The following is a 15614-nucleotide window of genomic DNA, read 5'->3' as shown; positions in this document are numbered from 1 at the left end:
GCCGAGGCCCGGCTCACGGTTGACCGCCCCACAGGCGGGTAAGCCGGGGAGCCGTGTGGGTGGCCGGCCATCGACGCCCCGCCCGGCTGCCGCGCACACCTCGGGGGGCCCATGGCGGACGCGACACCGACCGGACCGACGACGTCACGCGGGATCGTGGAGCTGCGCGTGCACGGTGTCTCCGGCGCGGGAGCGGACCAGGTGTTGGACCGGCCGTACGTGCACCAGGTAGCCGGGGACCGCAGCGGAGGTTTCTACCGACCGCGCCCCGGCTATCCGGACTCCACCGGGACGGACGGGGTGACGCTGGAGGCGTACCGCTGGAGTGACCTGCCGTCCGGCACGGCCGTGCGGACGCTGTCACTGGTCTTCCTGCTGCCGTTCATGCTCTGCAACGTGGCGCTCTGGATGCGCCCGGCGAACACCGTCTCGCAGCGTGGCTTCATGGCACTGTGCCGGGTGCTCGCCCTGACCCTCACCATGCTCTACGTGCTCTCCATCGTCGGGGTGGCGCTGGACCTGATCGCCTGGCGCTGCATGGACACCCCATCGTGCCTGGCCGGCCGGAACTGGCTGTCCTGGCTCGGCGGGCGCCCGGCCGGGCTGCGCCTGGGTGTGCTGGCGCTCGTGCCGGTCGCCGCCATCGGGCTCGTCTGGTGGCTGGGCGCTCGCCCGGGCCATTCGTTCGACGCGTTCCGGACGCCGTCGACCCCGACGTCGAAACACCAGTTGAGCGCCGTCGGCCAGTGGGACGGCGAGCCGCTGGTGGGTCGACTGCGCTCGGTCCACGTCGCGGTGGCGTTCGCCACGCTGAGCGCCAGCCTGCTGGCCGCGCGAGCCAGCCAGCACCGCTCGTGGGTGATGGTGACCCTGCTGACGGCCACCGCGGCGGTGCTGCTGGCCTGCCTGGTCCTGGTCACCGTGGTGCCGAGCATCGACCGCACCGACCCGTCGCCACGGGTGGACGGGGCCTTCCGCGGGCTACGCACCATCGCCTGCGGCCTGACGATGCTGGTGATCGTGCACGTCGTCATCAGCCCGGCACCCTGGCCACAAGGTGGTGCGCTACCCGGTTACGGCGCGATCGTGGCCTGGCTGTTCGTCAGCCAGACGGTGCTGGTGGTAGCGCTCGCCGCGCTGGTGATCTGGCGGCGGGGCGGCGGGCAGAGCCGGTCACCCATCCGCGCCTTGGGAGCACCGGTCTTCATGACGATCTCGGCCGGGCTCGCCGTGGCGTTCTCGGCCGAGCTGGTCTACCGGGTGGCGGACCTGCTCGATCGCAAGGGGACGACAGCGGACGGCCTGGAGACAAGCCCTCCCCTGGCGTACAAATGGGCGATCTTCGGGTTTTTCCTGGCCGTGGTGACCGCACTGCTGGTGGCCGGCCTGGTCACCAGGCTGACCCGGCGCGGGCGGCGACGGGCCGCGCGGGCGATCGTGGCCGCCGACTTCCCGGAGGCGCCGCCACGCGCGGCGGCCCGGCTGCGGCGGGTCGAGCAGGCCGTGGCCCGGGCCCGCTTCACCGAACGGTTGGAACCGCTCTCCGTGGTGTACGCCGGCCTGGCGGCGCTCGGCCTGGCCACCAGCGTGCTCGGCCTGCTCCAGCTCCCACCCGGCGACGTGGCGCAGCGCTACATCGGCGTGCCGGAAGGGATGGTCAACTTCCTGATCGGTTCGGGTAGCTACGTGATCGCCGCGATCCTGCTCGGCCTGGTGGTGGGCGGCATCTTCGCGTACCGGACGGCGCAGTTCCGCCGGTACGTGGGTGTGCTCTGGGATCTGGGCACCTTCTGGCCCCGGGCGGCGCACCCGTTCGCGCCGCCCTGCTACGCCGAGCGGGCCGTGCCGGAGCTGGCCAAGCGGATCACCTACCTGGTGGAACAGGGGCAGGGTGTGCTGCTGGCCGGGCACAGCCACGGCTCGGTGCTGCTCGCCGCCACGGTCCTGCAACTGCCCACCCGGATCACCGAGCGGGTGGCCCTGCTGACGTATGGGTCACCGCTGGGCCGGCTGTACTCCCGGCTGTTCCCCGCCTACGCCGACGAGCCGGCGCTGCGGGAGATCGGCGAACGGATCGGCTGGCGCTGGATCAACCTGTGGCGCGACACCGACCCGATCGGCGGGTGGATCTTCGCGTCCCACCGCCCGGGGGAGGCCGAGACGCTGACCGGTCCGCCGGCGACCGTGGACCGGAGGTTGACCGACCCGCAGGACGTGGTGCCGGCGCCCAGCGACAGCGTTCCACCACCGATCCTCGGGCACTGGCCGTGCGAGTCGCAGGATGCGTTCGGGGAGGCGGTACGCGACCTCAGCGCACGACTGCTCCCCGCACGCCCGGCACGCGACTGAGCCGGCCGGCACGACTGCTCCGGCGGCCGGATATCGTCGCCTGGTGACCCCGTCCACGCCACCCGCCCGCCGGTTGATCGCCTCGAACAAGAAGGCCCGGCACGAGTACACAGTGCTGCGCACGTACGAGGCGGGCATCGTGCTGGTCGGCACCGAGGTGAAGTCGCTGCGCGAGGGGCGGGCCTCGCTGGTCGACGCGTTCGCGCACGAGCGCGACGGCGAGATCGTGTTGTACGGCCTGCACATCGCCGAGTACACCTACGGCACGTGGACCAACCACGCCCCGCGCCGCAACCGCAAGCTGCTGCTGCACCGCGCCGAGATCGACCGGATCCTGGACAAGGTCCGCGAGGGCGGGGTGACCCTCGTTCCTCTGTCGATGTACTTCGAGAACGGCTACGCCAAGGTCGAATTGGCCCTCGCCAAGGGCAAGCGCTCCTACGACAAGCGGCAGACACTGGCCGAGCGCGACGCCAACCGGGAGATCGCCCGCGAGCTGGGCCGGCACCTCAAGGGCCACCCCCGCCGGCCCTGACGCCGCCACGGGTCCTCCGCGCGCTCTCAACGTGCGGCGCATTCGCAAGGCCCTTCGCGGGCTCTCGTCGCGAGCGCCGTCGCACGCGCTGCGAGCGGTCGCCTCCGCACGCATGCTCTCGCGGGCGCCTCCGCACGCATGCTCCCGCGGGCGCCTTCGCGCAGGCGCTTCGCAGGCGCGTTCGCATGTGCCTGCGTGCGGTCGCGGCGTGGCGCGCCGGGACATCGTTGACGTCGTCCGAGAGACGTGGTCTGCTCAGTCGACGCCGTTGTTGAAAACGGTAATCATTAGCTGAAGCGGAGGAGAACCATGTCACTCACCGTCCCGCCCGCCCTGCTCGACGCCGCCGAACGCGGCCCCATCGACGACGAGGCGTTCATCGCCTGCGTCCGCGACTCGCTGCCGTACGCCTGGGCCACCGTCAGCCGGGTGGTCGCCGAACTGCAGGCCGGCGACGCCGACCTGGCCGACAACGTCGTCCCGCCGCCCACCGACGCCGACCGGGGTCAACTGCTCCGCGCGCTGGCGAGCGACGCGATCCGCGGTGGCCTGGAGCGGCACTTCGGCGTACGCCTGGCCTTCCAGAACTGCCACCGCGTCGCCGCGTTCCGCCCGTCGGCCGTCGACAGCGAGCGCTACCGCCGCTTCGTGTCGATCCGTGGCCAACTGCTCAACCAGTCCCCCGAACTCCGCAACTGCTGACCGTCGAGGCGGGCGGGCTCACGCGGGCCCGCCCGCCGCACACCCCCAGATCTGAGCAACTTCCCGCATGTTGCTGCCTTCGACGCGGGAGAGGCAGCAACATCCCTGATGTTGCGCGGATCTTGACGACGGACACCCGTCCCGACCGCCCGGGAGCAAGGTTTGGGCCGCCCTGCGTCTCGCGCCTCGCGCCTCGCGCCTCGCGCCTCGCGCCTCGCGCCTCGCGCCTCGCGCCTCGCGCCCCGCGCCCCGCGCCCCGCGCCCCGCGCCCCGCGCCCCGCGCCCCGCGCCCCGCGCCCCGCGCCCCGCGCCCCGCGCCCCGCGCCAAGATCGTGCTCGAACCAGGATGTAGTGGCCTCATCGATCGCCGACACCACTACTTCGTGGTTCGAGCGCGATCTTGCGGGCTCGCCCCGAGGGGAGCCGTGGCGTCCTGAGACGCCCAGCAGGACGCAACTGCGTGCCTTGGCACGCCTGATCCACGCGATTGCTGCCTGTTCCGGGCTTCTTCCCTAGCAGATGCGGGCATTAGGGTGGGCGGGTGACGACCTACCGGATCGGGGAGGCGGCCGACCTGCTCGGCGTCAGCGCCGACACCATTCGCCGCTGGGTGGACGCCGGGCGCCTGACGGCCGCGCGCGACGAGCACGGCCACCGGGTCGTCGACGGCGTCGACCTGGCGGCGTTCGCTCGCGCTCAGGCCACCGACCCGGATGCGGGCGCCGAGTTCTCCTCGGCCCGCAACCGGTTGCGCGGCATCGTCGTCGACGTCCGTAAAGACACGGTGATGGCCCAGGTCGACATCCAGGCGGGCCCGTTCCGGGTCGTGTCGCTGATGAGCCGGGAGGCCGTCGACGAACTCGACCTGCGGGTCGGGTCGGTGGCCGTTGCGGTGATCAAGTCGACCACCGTCGTGGTGGAGCGGGCCGCGCCCGCCCCGGCGCGCGGACGGTCGGCCAGATGAAGGCGGAGACGGTCGGCCAGATGAAGGTGGAGACGAACGCGCGGGTGAACGCGGAGGCGGTTGCGCGAATGAACACGCGGACGGTCGCGCGGAGCAGGCGTACGGCGGTGGCTGTCCTGGTGGCGACCGGCCTGGCGGTGACCGGCTGCGGCTCGGGCGACGGCCGGGCAACCGGCAGCGGTGGGGACGGCCGGGTGACCGGCCCGGTGACCGTATTCGCGGCCGCCTCGCTGACCGAGTCGTTCACCCGCATCGGGAAGGACTTCGAGGCTGCCAACCCGGGCAGCCGGGTGACCCTCAACGTCGCCGGCAGTTCCGCCCTGGCCAACCAGATCACCCAGGGCGCACCGGCGGACGTGTTCGCCTCGGCCGCCCCGGCGAACATGGCCCCTGTCATCGAGGCCGGCGACGCCGACGGCACGCCGAGCGTCTTCGCCCGCAACCAGCTGGTGATCGCGGTGCCCCTGGGTAACCCGAAGGCAGTGGCCGGCCTGGCCGATCTGACCAGCCCGGGTGTGAAGGTGGCGCTCTGCGCCAGTCAGGTGCCCTGCGGCGCGGCGGCCCGCACCGCAGTGGACGCGGCCGGCGTCGCGCTGACGCCGGTCACCCTGGAACGAGACGTCAAGGGTGCGCTCGCCAAGGTGAAGCTCGGCGAGGTCGACGCGGCGCTGGTCTACCGCACGGACACGCGGGCGGCGAGCGCCGACGTGACGGGTGTGGAGTTTCCCGAGTCGGCGCGGGCGGTCAACGACTACCCGATCGTCGCGTTGAAGGACGCGCCGAATCCCAACGGGGCACGGGCCTTCGTCGCGTACGTCCGCTCGGCGCCGGCGCAGGCTGTCCTCGCCGAGGCGGGGTTCCAGGCGCCGTGAGTCAGGTCCACGACCACAACGCACCCCGCGATAGCCCGGCCGCGCCTCGACGGCGGGGTCGAGTGCCGGCGGCGCTGCTGATCCCCGCCGGGCTGGGGTTGGTGTTCCTTGTCCTGCCGTTGGCGGGGCTGCTGATCCGGGCACCGTGGACGACCCTGCCGGAGCGGCTCACCGAGCCGGGCGCGTTGACCGCCCTGCGGCTGTCGGTGCAGACCGCCACCCTGGCCACCGCGTTCTGTCTGCTGCTCGGGGTGCCGCTCGCCTGGGTGCTGGCCCGGGTCGAGTTTCCCGGCCGTCGGCTGGTACGCGCGCTGGTCACCGTGCCGCTGGTGCTGCCGCCGGTGGTCGGTGGGGTGGCGCTGTTGCTGGTCTTCGGCCGGCGTGGCCTGCTCGGCGGCTGGCTCGACAGCACGTTCGGCATCACCCTGCCCTTCACCACTATGGGTGTCGTGCTGGCTGAGGCGTTCGTCGCCATGCCGTTCCTGGTGATCGCCGTGGAGGGTGCGCTACGCGCCGCCGACCACCGCTTCGAGGAGGCCGCGGCGACGTTGGGCGCCAGCCGGTGGACCACCTTCACCCACGTCACGCTGCCGCTGGTGGCGCCCGGTCTGGCCGCCGGGGCGGTGCTCTGCTGGGCGCGGGCGCTCGGCGAGTTCGGTGCCACCATCACCTTCGCCGGCAACTTCCCCGGTCGGACGCAGACCATGCCGCTCGCCGTCTACCTGGCGTTGGAGACGGACCTGGAGTCCGCGATCGTGCTCAGCCTGGTGCTGCTCGTCGTGTCGGTGGGCATCCTGGTGGCGCTGCGAGACCGCTGGATGACCACCGCGTGAGCGACCGACTTCTCGACGCGCGCCTCGTCGTCGACCGGGGCGTCTTCCGGCTCGACGTGCCGCTGCGGGTCGCGCCGGGCGAGGTGGTGGCGCTGCTCGGCCCGAACGGCGCCGGCAAGACCACAGCGCTGCGGGCGCTGGCCGGGCTGCATCCCCTCACCGATGGGCACGTCACCCTCGACGACGTCGACCTGGACCGCCCGGCGACCGGTGCCTGGGTGCCCACCGAACGCCGGTCGATCGGCGTGGTCTTCCAGGACTACCTGCTCTTCCCGCACCTCACCGCGGTGGACAACGTGGCCTTCGGACCGCGCCGGCACGGCGTCCAGCGGCGGGCCGCCCGCGCCACGGCCCAGGAGTGGCTGGGCCGGGTGGGGCTTGACGCGCAGGCGCAGCGCAAGCCGCGGCAGCTCTCCGGCGGTCAGGCGCAACGGGTGGCGCTGGCGCGCGCGCTCGCCGTGGCACCGTCGCTGCTGCTGTTGGACGAGCCGCTCGCCGCGCTGGACGCCCGCACCCGGCTGGACACCCGCGCGGAGCTGCACCGGCACCTGTCCGCGCACGCGGGCGCGACGGTGCTGGTCACCCACGACCCGCTGGACGCGCTGGCGTTGGCCGACCGACTGGTCATCGTCGAGGGTGGCCGGGTGGTGCAGGAGGGCGACGGGCCGAGCGTCACCGCCCGCCCGCGCACCGACTACGTCGCCCGGCTGGTCGGGCTGAACCTGTACCGGGGTCGCGCCGACGGGCACGGGGTGCGGGTGTCGCCGGAGCTGACCCTCACTGTCGCCGACCGGTTGGACGGTGAGGCGTTCGTGGCGTTCCGCCCGGCCGCGGTGGCTCTGCACCCGGCTCCACCGGCGGGCAGCCCACGGAACACCTGGGCGGGCACAGTGGCCGGCGTCCAGCGTCACGGTGACAACGTGCGGGTGCAACTGGACGGACCGATCGGGGTGGCCGCCGACGTCACGCCGGCCGCCGCCGCCCAGTTGCGGCTGATCCCCGGCCAGCGGGTCTGGGTGGCGGTCAAGGCGACCGAGACCCACGCGTACCCGGCCACCGGCTGACCCGACGACGACGGCCCGCGCGAACGCCGGCCCGCGCGAACGCCGGCCCGCAGCGGAGCGCAGGCCCGCGCGGACGCCGACCCGCGCGGACGCCGACCCGCGCGGACGCCGACCCGCGCGGACGCCGACCGGCTTGCCCGCCAGCGCGGACCCGTCAGCCGGCACGATACGGCCGCACACCCGGCGCGGCACCCGCCTCAGCTGGTGCAGCCAACGCCACGCGGGCGCCGCCAACGCCACGCGGGCGCCGCCAACGCCACGCGGGCGCAGCCAACGCCACGCGGGCGCAGCCAACGCCGCCGCGCCGGTGCGGACGCGAGTCAGCCGGCGAGCAGGTCGGCGTGTGCGGCGCGCAGCCGGGCCAGCGTCGGGTCGCTGCCCGGGACGACCCGGTTGTCCAGCTCGGCCCACACCTCGGCCAGCGCCGCGCGGACCGCGCCAAGCTCGGCGGCGTGCCGCTGTGTGCTGCGTCGGTGCTGCTCCTCGAGGCGGCGGGCCCAGCCGGCGGTGACCGTCGCGAGCCGGTCGGCGTCGGCGCGGGCCTGGGCGCCGCTGCGGGCGGCTGCGGCGGGGACGATCGCGGCGACCGGGCGGGGATCGCCGTCGCGGGTGACGACGGTGACCGCGTCGGTCAGCTCGGCCAGCGCGATGAGCTGGCTGAACCGGGTGCGCGCCTCACGCAGCGGCACGGAACGCGGCGGGTCGGAATGAGGGGTGAGCGCGGGGACGGCCATGGATGCATGGTGCCGCGCGGGTATGACAACTATTCGCTGTCGTCAGTGGACGGTGCGTGGCGGGCGGACCACTCGTCGGCCAGCACCGACCAGACCTCGATGTCGATCCGACCGTGCGGACCCGGGCTGACCTGGCGCAGCGTGCCGTCGAGGCGCAGGCCGAGCCGGTCGGCGAGGGCCTTGCTGCGGGTGTTGTCGGCGGTGGTACGCCACTCCACCCGGTGGATGCCGCGCTCGCGCACCGCCCAGTCGACGATCCGGCGCACCGCCGGGGCGACCAGGCCCCTGCCCTGCGCCGCCGGCTCCACCCAGCAACCGACCTCGCACACGCCCCGGGTCACGTCGAACGACACGAACATGACCCCGCCGACGAGCGTGCCCCGCCACCACAGCCCCCAGATGCCACCGCTGTCGCCGGCCCAGAGGTCGGCGTACCGCTGCAACACCGCACGGGCCGACGGCAGGTCGGTGGCGACGAAGGACGGTGACACCCAGGGCTGGATGTGCTCGCGGGCCCGGTCGAGGTGGGCGAGGAACTCCTCGGCCCGCCACGGGTTCAGCGGACGCAGCTCGACGTCCTCGGTCAGCGGCAGGGCGAACACCGGGCCTCCACTCAATGTGCTTCTCACGTCCGTAGGAGGCTCGCACAGGCCCCTCGGTCGAGGCACGGCCGCCCTCCGCGCTCACTGCGGCAGGTGGGTCCGCAGCGCGGCGAACTGGGCCACGGTCAGGTAGGAGGGGTTGGCGGCCTGCGGCTGACGGAACACCTCCAGGGCGGCGAGCCGGTCATCGGCGCGCAACAGCCGCCGGGGCACCCGGTTCCGTTCGGCGAGGATGGGCAGATCCAGCGGCACCGACCACGGTTGTCCCGGTGCGCCTGGCTCGGCCGCCCCGGTGACCCGCCCGACGCCCCACACCCCGTACGGCAGTCGGCCCCGGCTGCCGCTGGCCCAGAACACCACCGGCTGCCCGGCGCACATCAACCGCGCCCGGTAGCCGGGACGTACGCACCAGCTCGTCACCAGTGGCTCACTGGCGAACCGGGCGCTGAGGTCGACCAGGTCCGCGTTGCCCTTGATCAACCAGGTGCCCAGGTCGTCGAGGCGCACCCGTGGCTCGGTCATCGTGTACCTCTTGCCCGGCTGACGGCAGCGTCAATCAGATGATCATGTGGGTCCAGTAGCTGAGCCAGAGCACGAACAGCACGCCCTGCACCACTGCGAGCGCTGCGGTCAGCCACACGTCGACGCTGGTGTGGCGGGCCCAGCGGGCCAGCACCAGCGCCACCGGAAAGGCGGCTAGCAGATAGCGCAGGAGGCTCTTGTACACCGGTGGGCCCATCGACAGCGGCACCAGCACCATGAGGACGCCGTACACCAGGTAGGCCAGCTCCCGGCGGCGGAACCCGGCGACCAGCACGGCGAGGACAGCCACCGCGAACCACGCCCGCGCGGCGTCGCGCGGCTCCCCGGTCAACCCGTCGAGCAGCACCGGAACGGGGTTCTGCACCTCGATGCCCCAACCGGTCTCCTGGGCGTGCTGGTAGGCGAACCAGTCCCCGCCCCGCCAGCGGCAGTACGCCATGAAGGTGAACCACCCGGCGGGGAGCAGCAGCAACGGCCAGCCGATCCGGAGGTAGCCGAGCAGGGCGCGCGGCCGGAGCCGCCAGTCATGCTGCCGCAGCAGCACCAGGGCCAGCGGCAGCGCCACGAGCAGGCCGACGGAGCGGCTCATCGCCAGGAAGTAGCCGATCACGCCGACCAGCAGCCACCGGTGTCGCTCGGCGTAGTAGAAGGTGGCCAGCGCGAGGCAGACGAAGAGCGACTCGGTCAGCGCGGCCTGGAACAGGAACGCGGTCGGCAGCAGCAGCAGGTACCGGGTGAACCGGCGGGCGGCGTACGCGTCGCCGAGGAGCAGCTCCGCCAGCCGGTAGCCGTACCAGAGCGCCAGCAGGAACGCCGCGTTGCTGATCACCAACAGGGCCAGTGCGTTGTCGCCGCCGAGGACCGTGCCGAGGGGCCGGGCCAGGAACGGGTACAGCAGCGGGAATCCGAAGTCTCGCCACGGCCCGCTCAGGGGCAGCTCGCTCAGCCGCAGGTAGAGCAGCGAGTCCCAGGCGAACCAGAAGGAGATCCACCGGTGCCCGGAGATCTCCCGCTGCTGCGCCCACATCAACGCCTCGTCCGGCGGCGGGGCCCCGGGGACGCCGTCCCAGGCGTGAAGGACCAGGAGGCCGACCAGGGTGAGCAGCAGCTTCGCGCCGAGGAACAGGCCGATGACGTACGGCCAGGGCGCCGGCACCCGGCGGGCCAGGCGTGCTCCACCGCGACCGGCCGCGACCGCCCGCGCGGCAAGCGTCGCCGCGCCGCTGCGCCACCGGTCCATCCGCCCCACTTCCCCGCTCCCCCGGTCCGCCGGCCGCGCGGGGAAGTCGCTCTTCTCGTGGTACGCCGCAGCGCTCCCCGCCGAAGCGAGGACCAACTACCACCAAGTGTGACATTCTGCCCAGAGCGGGTGGACGCCGCGCCTCAACCATGGCGGTGAGCAGGGAGCGCGTCAGCATGAGCGAGCAGAACGGCACTGTGGTCATCGGTGCGGGGCCGGCCGGGCTCACCGCGGCGTACGAGTTGCTCCGGCACGGCCGGTCGGTGCAGGTGTTCGAGGCCGACGAGGTGGTCGGCGGGATCAGTCGGACAGTGGAGCGCGACGGGTGGCGGTTCGACATCGGCGGGCACCGGTTCTTCACCAAGGTGCCCCGGGTGGAGGCGTTCTGGCACGAGATCCTGCCGGACGAGGACTTCCTGACCCGGCCCCGGATGAGCCGCATCTTCTACCGGGGCGCCCTGTTCAACTACCCGCTCAGCGCCGTCAACGCGCTGCGCAATCTGGGTCTGCCGGAGGCCGTCCGCTGCCTTGGCTCGTACGCCCGCGCGCGACTGCGGCCGCCACGGGACCAGTCACACTTCGAGGGATGGGTGTCGGCCCGGTTCGGCTGGCGGCTGTACTCGATCTTCTTCAAGACGTACACCGAGAAGGTCTGGGGCATGCCGGCGGACCGGTTGCAGGCCGACTGGGCGGCGCAGCGGATCAAGAACCTGTCGCTGGCCACGGCGATCCGCAACGCGCTGTTGCCCCGGCGTCGGCGCACCGATGTGACCAGCCTGATCGAGGAGTTCCAGTACCCGAAGTACGGGCCCGGGATGATGTGGGAGCGCTGCGCCGAGCAGGTCCGCGAGCGGGGCGGGCACGTGTCCACCGGCAGTTGGGTCACCGCCGTGCACCGCGACCCGGCCCGCCGGCGGGCGATCAGCGTGACGGTCAACGGCGCGGGCGGGCAGCGTACCGAAGCAGCCGACCACGTGATCTCCTCCATGCCGATCTCGGAGCTGGTGACCGCGCTGCACCCGCCCGCGCCGCCGGAGGTGCTGGCCTGCGCGGCCGACCTGCGCTACCGCGACTTCCTGACGGTCGCCCTGGTCGTGCCGGCGGAGTTCTCGTTCCCTGACAACTGGATCTACGTGCACGACCCGGGGGTACGGGTGGGCCGGATCCAGAACTTCGGCTCCTGGTCGCCGTACCTCGTCAAGGACGGCCGCACCTGCCTGGGCCTGGAGTACTTCGTGTTCGAGGACGACGAGATGTGGCGTACCCCGGATGCCGACCTGGTGGCCCTCGCCACCGCGGAGCTGGAGCGGTTGGGGTTGGTTCGACAGGGCGTGGTGGAGGCCGGCTACGTCGTGCGCATGCCCAAGGCCTACCCGGTGTACGACGAGCGCTACCAGCACAACGTCGACGTGATCCGGGCCTGGCTGACCGAGGCGGTGCCGAACGTGCACCCGGTGGGTCGCAACGGCATGCACCGCTACAACAACCAGGACCACTCGATGCTGACCGCGATGCTCACCGCCGAGAACATCGCCACCGGGAGTACGCACGACGTCTGGTCGGTCAACGTGGAGCAGGATTACCACGAGGAATCCTCTGGCGGTGACAGCCGGCGGGGCACCGGCCGGGACGCGCCGGTGGTGCCCAGCCGAATCATCGCGGCGCCGATCACCCTGCCGGAGGGGTCGGACGACCGAGCCCCTGTCGCAGCTCCCCCGTCTCACGCCTGAAGCTGAGCACGCTCTGGCGGCACGGGCGGGTGCTCACCGCGGCAGGTGCGTGCAGTGGGCCACCGTGGCGTCGTCCGGGCTGTGCGCCTCCGCGCCACCGGTGGTCTGCGCCTCGGCCTGCCGGACGCGGGCGATGACGCCGGTCGGCCCGCTGGCCCGAAGCAGGTCCAGCACGCCCGGCCAGTCGGTCCGACCGTACGGGCTGACGATGCGGCTGGCACCGTTGCTGAGCAACGCGACACCGTTCAGGTCAGCGAGGGACCGGCTGCCGGTCACCGCCTCCCGCGCCGCGCGCGGGTCATCCTTGGCTATCCAGTAGCCGCCCGGCTGGTTTCGGCGGGCACGCAGCGCGGTGACGCAGGAGGCCCGCACCCGGTCGTACTCCGGCGTTTCCTGGGCAATGCCGGCCAGCGGCGCCGCGCATTCCCGCCGGGCGGTCATCTCGCGCTCATCGGTGATCACCAGCGGGCCGTCGTCGGCCTGGTCGATGACGAGGAAGGAGTCCGCGAGCAGGAGCCAGTCCAAGCGGTCCTGGTGGACGCGGACCATCGCGACGGTGGCCTGCGGGCTGCCGGGGTCTGTGATGTCGCAGGTGTCGCCGTGCTCGGCGGCGATCTCGCCGATGGCGGTGGCGAGGATCGCGGCGAGATCTGGCCGGTCGCCGCGCGACAGGTGGCCGAGCAGCGCGCCGCCGAGGCGGTGTGTGTACCAGGCGACGCCGTGGGAGCAGAGCGATTCGGCGCCCGGAATGCCGGCGCCGTCGAGCAGGACGGCAGCGTCGGGAACCGCGCCGACGAAGTCCTCGTTCGGCCGATCGGCCCTGCCGGCGCTCGTCGCCAGGCTGACGTCCACTCGTGGGCTCCTGTCTGGACTGGTGAGCCGCTGGCCGCAGCGCACGGATCAGGTCGAGCGTCGGCGGGTGATGCCGTCCAGGATGGTGGTCAGGTTGTGGTGGAAGGTCTCCTCGGCGTCGAGGTGGGCGCCGTCGATGACGAGCCGGGCCACTGTGGGGTACCTGCCGGTTGTCAACATGCGCGTCAGGTAGGGGCCGAGGCTGGCCTGGAAGGCGGCTTCATCGGTGCCGGTGGAACGTGCGGTGCGTCGTTCGGTGACCTCTCTGCGGACCGATCCGATGATGACGGCGTTGAGGGCGCCCACGGCCCGCTGGAGATCGTCGATGTCCACCACGCCGGGGGCCGCATTGAGCGCCGCGGCGGTCGCTTCGCCCACGGCGAGCGCGTGTGGCCCCAGGTGCGGCCGTCCGCCGAGCACGTCGGAGAACCACTCATGCTCAAGGGCGGCAGCGCGGGTCGCGTGGGCGATGGCCAGCACTGTGTCGCGCCACCCGGAGCGCTCGCCCACCTCGGCGATCCGGGAATAGACGACGTCGACCATGAGATCGAGGAGCTCCGACTTGTTGATCACGTAGTCGTAGAGCCGCATCGGACCGACTCCGAGCTCTTTAGCGATCTTGCGCAGTGACAGCCCGTCGAGGCCGTGCGCGTCGGCAAGCCGGATCGCCGTAGCGGCGATCCGCTCGCGGCTCAACGGCACCGGCACCGCCCGAGGCTGAGGTTCGGGCCGCTCCCAGACGGGCAGCGGCTCGTTACCGTACGGTGTATCCACCAATACAGTGTACGGTAGCGCCGTGAGAACGCGAATTGCGATCGCCGGTGGCGGACTCGGCGGGTTGACGCTGGCTCGGATCCTGCACCGACACGGCATCGACGCCGTGGTGTACGACCGGGAAGCAAGCCGATCCGCCCGACCCCAGGGCGGCGCCCTCGATCTGCACCCGGAGTCCGGGCAACTGGCCCTGGCCGAGGCGGGTCTCGCCGGCCGGTTCCGGTCGGAGGCGCGGCCCGACGGCGAGGAACACCGCATCCTCGACCCGACCGGACGCACCCTGGTGCACCACGAACCCCAACCCGGCTCGTTCTCCGGACGTCCCGAGATCGACCGGAGCGCACTGCGTGATCTCCTACTCGACTCCCTTCCCGGCGACACGGTCGCCTGGCGCCACCGGCTCGTCGCGGCGACCCCCCGACCCGACGAGGGCTGGGAACTGACATTCCACGACGGCCACCGAGCCAGCTGTGACATCCTCATCGGCGCGGACGGCGCGCGATCGGTCGTCCGGCCACTGCTGACCGACGTCGAACTGTCCTACGTGGCAACGCTCGTGGAGCTGAACGTCGCCGACGTCGACAGACGTCACCCCGATCTCGCCGAACTGGTCGGCCCCGGGAACCTGTGGTGCGTCGGGGTGAACCAGATTCTGGCGGCGCAACGTCTCGGCGACGGCAACCTCCGGGTCGGGATCTCGCTGCGCGAAAAGGACCGGCCCCTGGATACGTATCGCACCACGGAGGCACTGCTGGACCTGTTCGCTGGCTGGAACCCCCGACTCACCGCACTCGTCAAGGCCGCCGAGAGCGCGCCGACGCCACGCGTGATCGAGGCGATGCCCATCGGTACGCGCTGGACCAGCCGGCCGGACGTCACCCTCATCGGCGACGCCGCGCACCTCATGCCACCGGTCGGCGAGGGAGCGAACCAGGCCATGCTCGACGCCGCAGAACTCGCCAGCCAGCTCGCCGCCCACCCCGCCGACCCGAATTCCGCGATTCGGACGTACGAGGAGTCGATGTTCAGCAGGATTCAGCCGATCGCCGAGATGTCCGCACGAGTCCAGGCGATGATGCTGTCCCCTACCGCGGCGGAAGACATCGTCCGCTTCTTCACCCGGCCGGCGGAGCCCGCACGCACAGAATGACATCTGGCGCCGTCGACGCGACTGGCGATAATCGTTTCATGACGACGGATGTGCACAGTGAGTCCGGTCTCCGGAAGGCCACCCTGACAGATCAGGACCTGGTGGAAACCTCGTGGGATTACTGCCGAATTCACGCGCTCGCCGTCACCCACGACGAGGGTCCGATCGAAGATCCGACAGGGGACTATCGCGAGGACGACGACCTCGATCCCACCGCACCGTCGGCCTTGACGTTGCATCTCGACCTCGACTACATCGTGCGCCGGATCGATCCGGGGCCGATGCGGCAAATCCACTTCTGGGTAGCGCCGGCCACCTTGATCTTCCACAACGTGTGGGACATCGTCGGCGGCTTGCACTCCATCTGTCTGCCGTTCGAGTTGAAAGGCCTGCGTCAGGAGGCCCCCGCACGGTCAGGGGAGCCCTGCTGGCACCTGGAGGGGCGCGACCTGGACCTGAGGTTCCAGGCGTCGGGCTACACCCTCTACCTGCGCCAACCCCCGCGTTACGGCAATCGAGTGCTCCGGATGGCCGAACGGGGCGGCATCAGCTTCGACCCGAAGCCGTTTGCCTGACCCAGGAACGGCCCGGCCCGTGGCTCAACGCCCGACGCCCTGGCGGCGACACCCCGACGGCGACCGACGTGTCTTCGACCGGCTCCTGGCCTCGG

General features: G+C 72.2%; 16 protein-coding genes. 10 read left to right on the top strand and 6 right to left on the bottom strand.

Translation table 11 applies throughout. The features are described from left to right. Positions 1-111: 111 nt before the first annotated feature. The 7 genes from OG992_RS03700 to OG992_RS03670 all read left to right on the top strand — a co-directional run bounded on the left by OG992_RS03700 (position 112) and on the right by OG992_RS03670 (position 7319). A complete protein-coding gene (locus OG992_RS03700; RefSeq protein ID WP_238686094.1) occupies positions 112-2349 on the top strand; it encodes a hypothetical protein in 2238 nt (745 codons plus the stop codon). 43 nt (positions 2350-2392) lie between these two features. After that, positions 2393-2884, top strand: coding sequence for an SsrA-binding protein SmpB (gene smpB / locus OG992_RS03695; RefSeq protein ID WP_238686093.1), 492 nt, complete (start codon positions 2393-2395; stop codon positions 2882-2884). Positions 2885-3193: 309 nt separating this feature from the next. Next, positions 3194-3586, top strand: a complete 393-nt coding sequence (locus OG992_RS03690; RefSeq protein ID WP_266302350.1) for an SCO5389 family protein — start codon at positions 3194-3196, stop codon at positions 3584-3586. Between the two features lie 541 nt (positions 3587-4127). Further along, positions 4128-4550, top strand: a complete 423-nt coding sequence (locus OG992_RS03685; protein ID WP_238685181.1) for a molybdopterin-binding protein — start codon at positions 4128-4130, stop codon at positions 4548-4550. A 68-nt stretch (positions 4551-4618) separates the two neighbouring features. Then, positions 4619-5422 carry a molybdate ABC transporter substrate-binding protein gene (gene modA / locus OG992_RS03680; RefSeq protein WP_266305144.1) on the top strand — a complete coding sequence of 268 codons (804 nt, stop codon included), beginning with the start codon at positions 4619-4621 and terminating at the stop codon, positions 5420-5422. After that, complete coding sequence (gene modB, locus OG992_RS03675; RefSeq protein ID WP_266302349.1) at positions 5419-6255, top strand: molybdate ABC transporter permease subunit; 837 nt, start codon at positions 5419-5421, stop codon at positions 6253-6255. The genes modA and modB overlap by 4 nt, the downstream gene beginning before the upstream one ends. Then, entirely contained in the window at positions 6237-7319 is a 1083-nt protein-coding gene (locus tag OG992_RS03670; protein ID WP_266305143.1) for an ABC transporter ATP-binding protein, read from the top strand. Before modB ends, OG992_RS03670 begins: the two co-directional genes overlap by 19 nt. Positions 7320-7639: 320 nt before the next feature. Here OG992_RS03670 and OG992_RS03665 read toward each other — a convergent pair whose 3' ends face one another. The 4 genes from OG992_RS03665 to OG992_RS03650 all read right to left on the bottom strand — a co-directional run bounded on the left by OG992_RS03665 (position 7640) and on the right by OG992_RS03650 (position 10438). Continuing rightward, positions 7640-8053, bottom strand: coding sequence for a type II toxin-antitoxin system Phd/YefM family antitoxin (locus tag OG992_RS03665; protein WP_266302348.1), 414 nt, complete (start codon positions 8051-8053; stop codon positions 7640-7642). Positions 8054-8082: 29 nt separating this feature from the next. Then, positions 8083-8655, bottom strand: a complete 573-nt coding sequence (locus tag OG992_RS03660) for a GNAT family N-acetyltransferase (RefSeq protein WP_266305142.1) — start codon at positions 8653-8655, stop codon at positions 8083-8085. A gap of 81 nt (positions 8656-8736) precedes the next feature. After that, positions 8737-9177: a hypothetical protein gene (locus OG992_RS03655; RefSeq protein WP_266302347.1), complete on the bottom strand. Its 441-nt coding sequence runs from the start codon at positions 9175-9177 to the stop codon at positions 8737-8739. A 34-nt stretch (positions 9178-9211) separates the two neighbouring features. Then, a complete protein-coding gene (locus OG992_RS03650) occupies positions 9212-10438 on the bottom strand; it encodes a hypothetical protein (protein ID WP_266302346.1) in 1227 nt (408 codons plus the stop codon). Positions 10439-10614: 176 nt separating this feature from the next. On the opposite strand from OG992_RS03650, the gene OG992_RS03645 reads away from it, so the two are divergent. Then, positions 10615-12168 (top strand): NAD(P)/FAD-dependent oxidoreductase, encoded by a 1554-nt coding sequence (locus OG992_RS03645; RefSeq protein WP_266302345.1) that lies wholly within the window; start codon positions 10615-10617, stop codon positions 12166-12168. Between the two features lie 33 nt (positions 12169-12201). Here OG992_RS03645 and OG992_RS03640 read toward each other — a convergent pair whose 3' ends face one another. Continuing rightward, positions 12202-13020 (bottom strand): hypothetical protein, encoded by an 819-nt coding sequence (locus OG992_RS03640; protein WP_266302344.1) that lies wholly within the window; start codon positions 13018-13020, stop codon positions 12202-12204. Positions 13021-13068: 48 nt separating this feature from the next. Then, complete coding sequence (locus tag OG992_RS03635) at positions 13069-13794, bottom strand: TetR/AcrR family transcriptional regulator (protein WP_266302343.1); 726 nt, start codon at positions 13792-13794, stop codon at positions 13069-13071. A 22-nt stretch (positions 13795-13816) separates the two neighbouring features. On the opposite strand from OG992_RS03635, the gene OG992_RS03630 reads away from it, so the two are divergent. Both OG992_RS03630 and OG992_RS03625 read left to right on the top strand, forming a co-directional pair. After that, entirely contained in the window at positions 13817-14944 is a 1128-nt protein-coding gene (locus OG992_RS03630; protein ID WP_266302342.1) for an NAD(P)/FAD-dependent oxidoreductase, read from the top strand. Between the two features lie 38 nt (positions 14945-14982). Then, positions 14983-15519 (top strand): hypothetical protein, encoded by a 537-nt coding sequence (locus OG992_RS03625; protein ID WP_266302341.1) that lies wholly within the window; start codon positions 14983-14985, stop codon positions 15517-15519. Positions 15520-15614: the final 95 nt, after the last annotated feature.

Source organism: Micromonospora sp. NBC_00362 (assembly GCF_026342155.1).
Lineage (GTDB): Bacteria > Actinomycetota > Actinomycetes > Mycobacteriales > Micromonosporaceae > Micromonospora > Micromonospora hortensis.
This window is presented reverse-complemented; position numbering and strand designations above follow the sequence as displayed.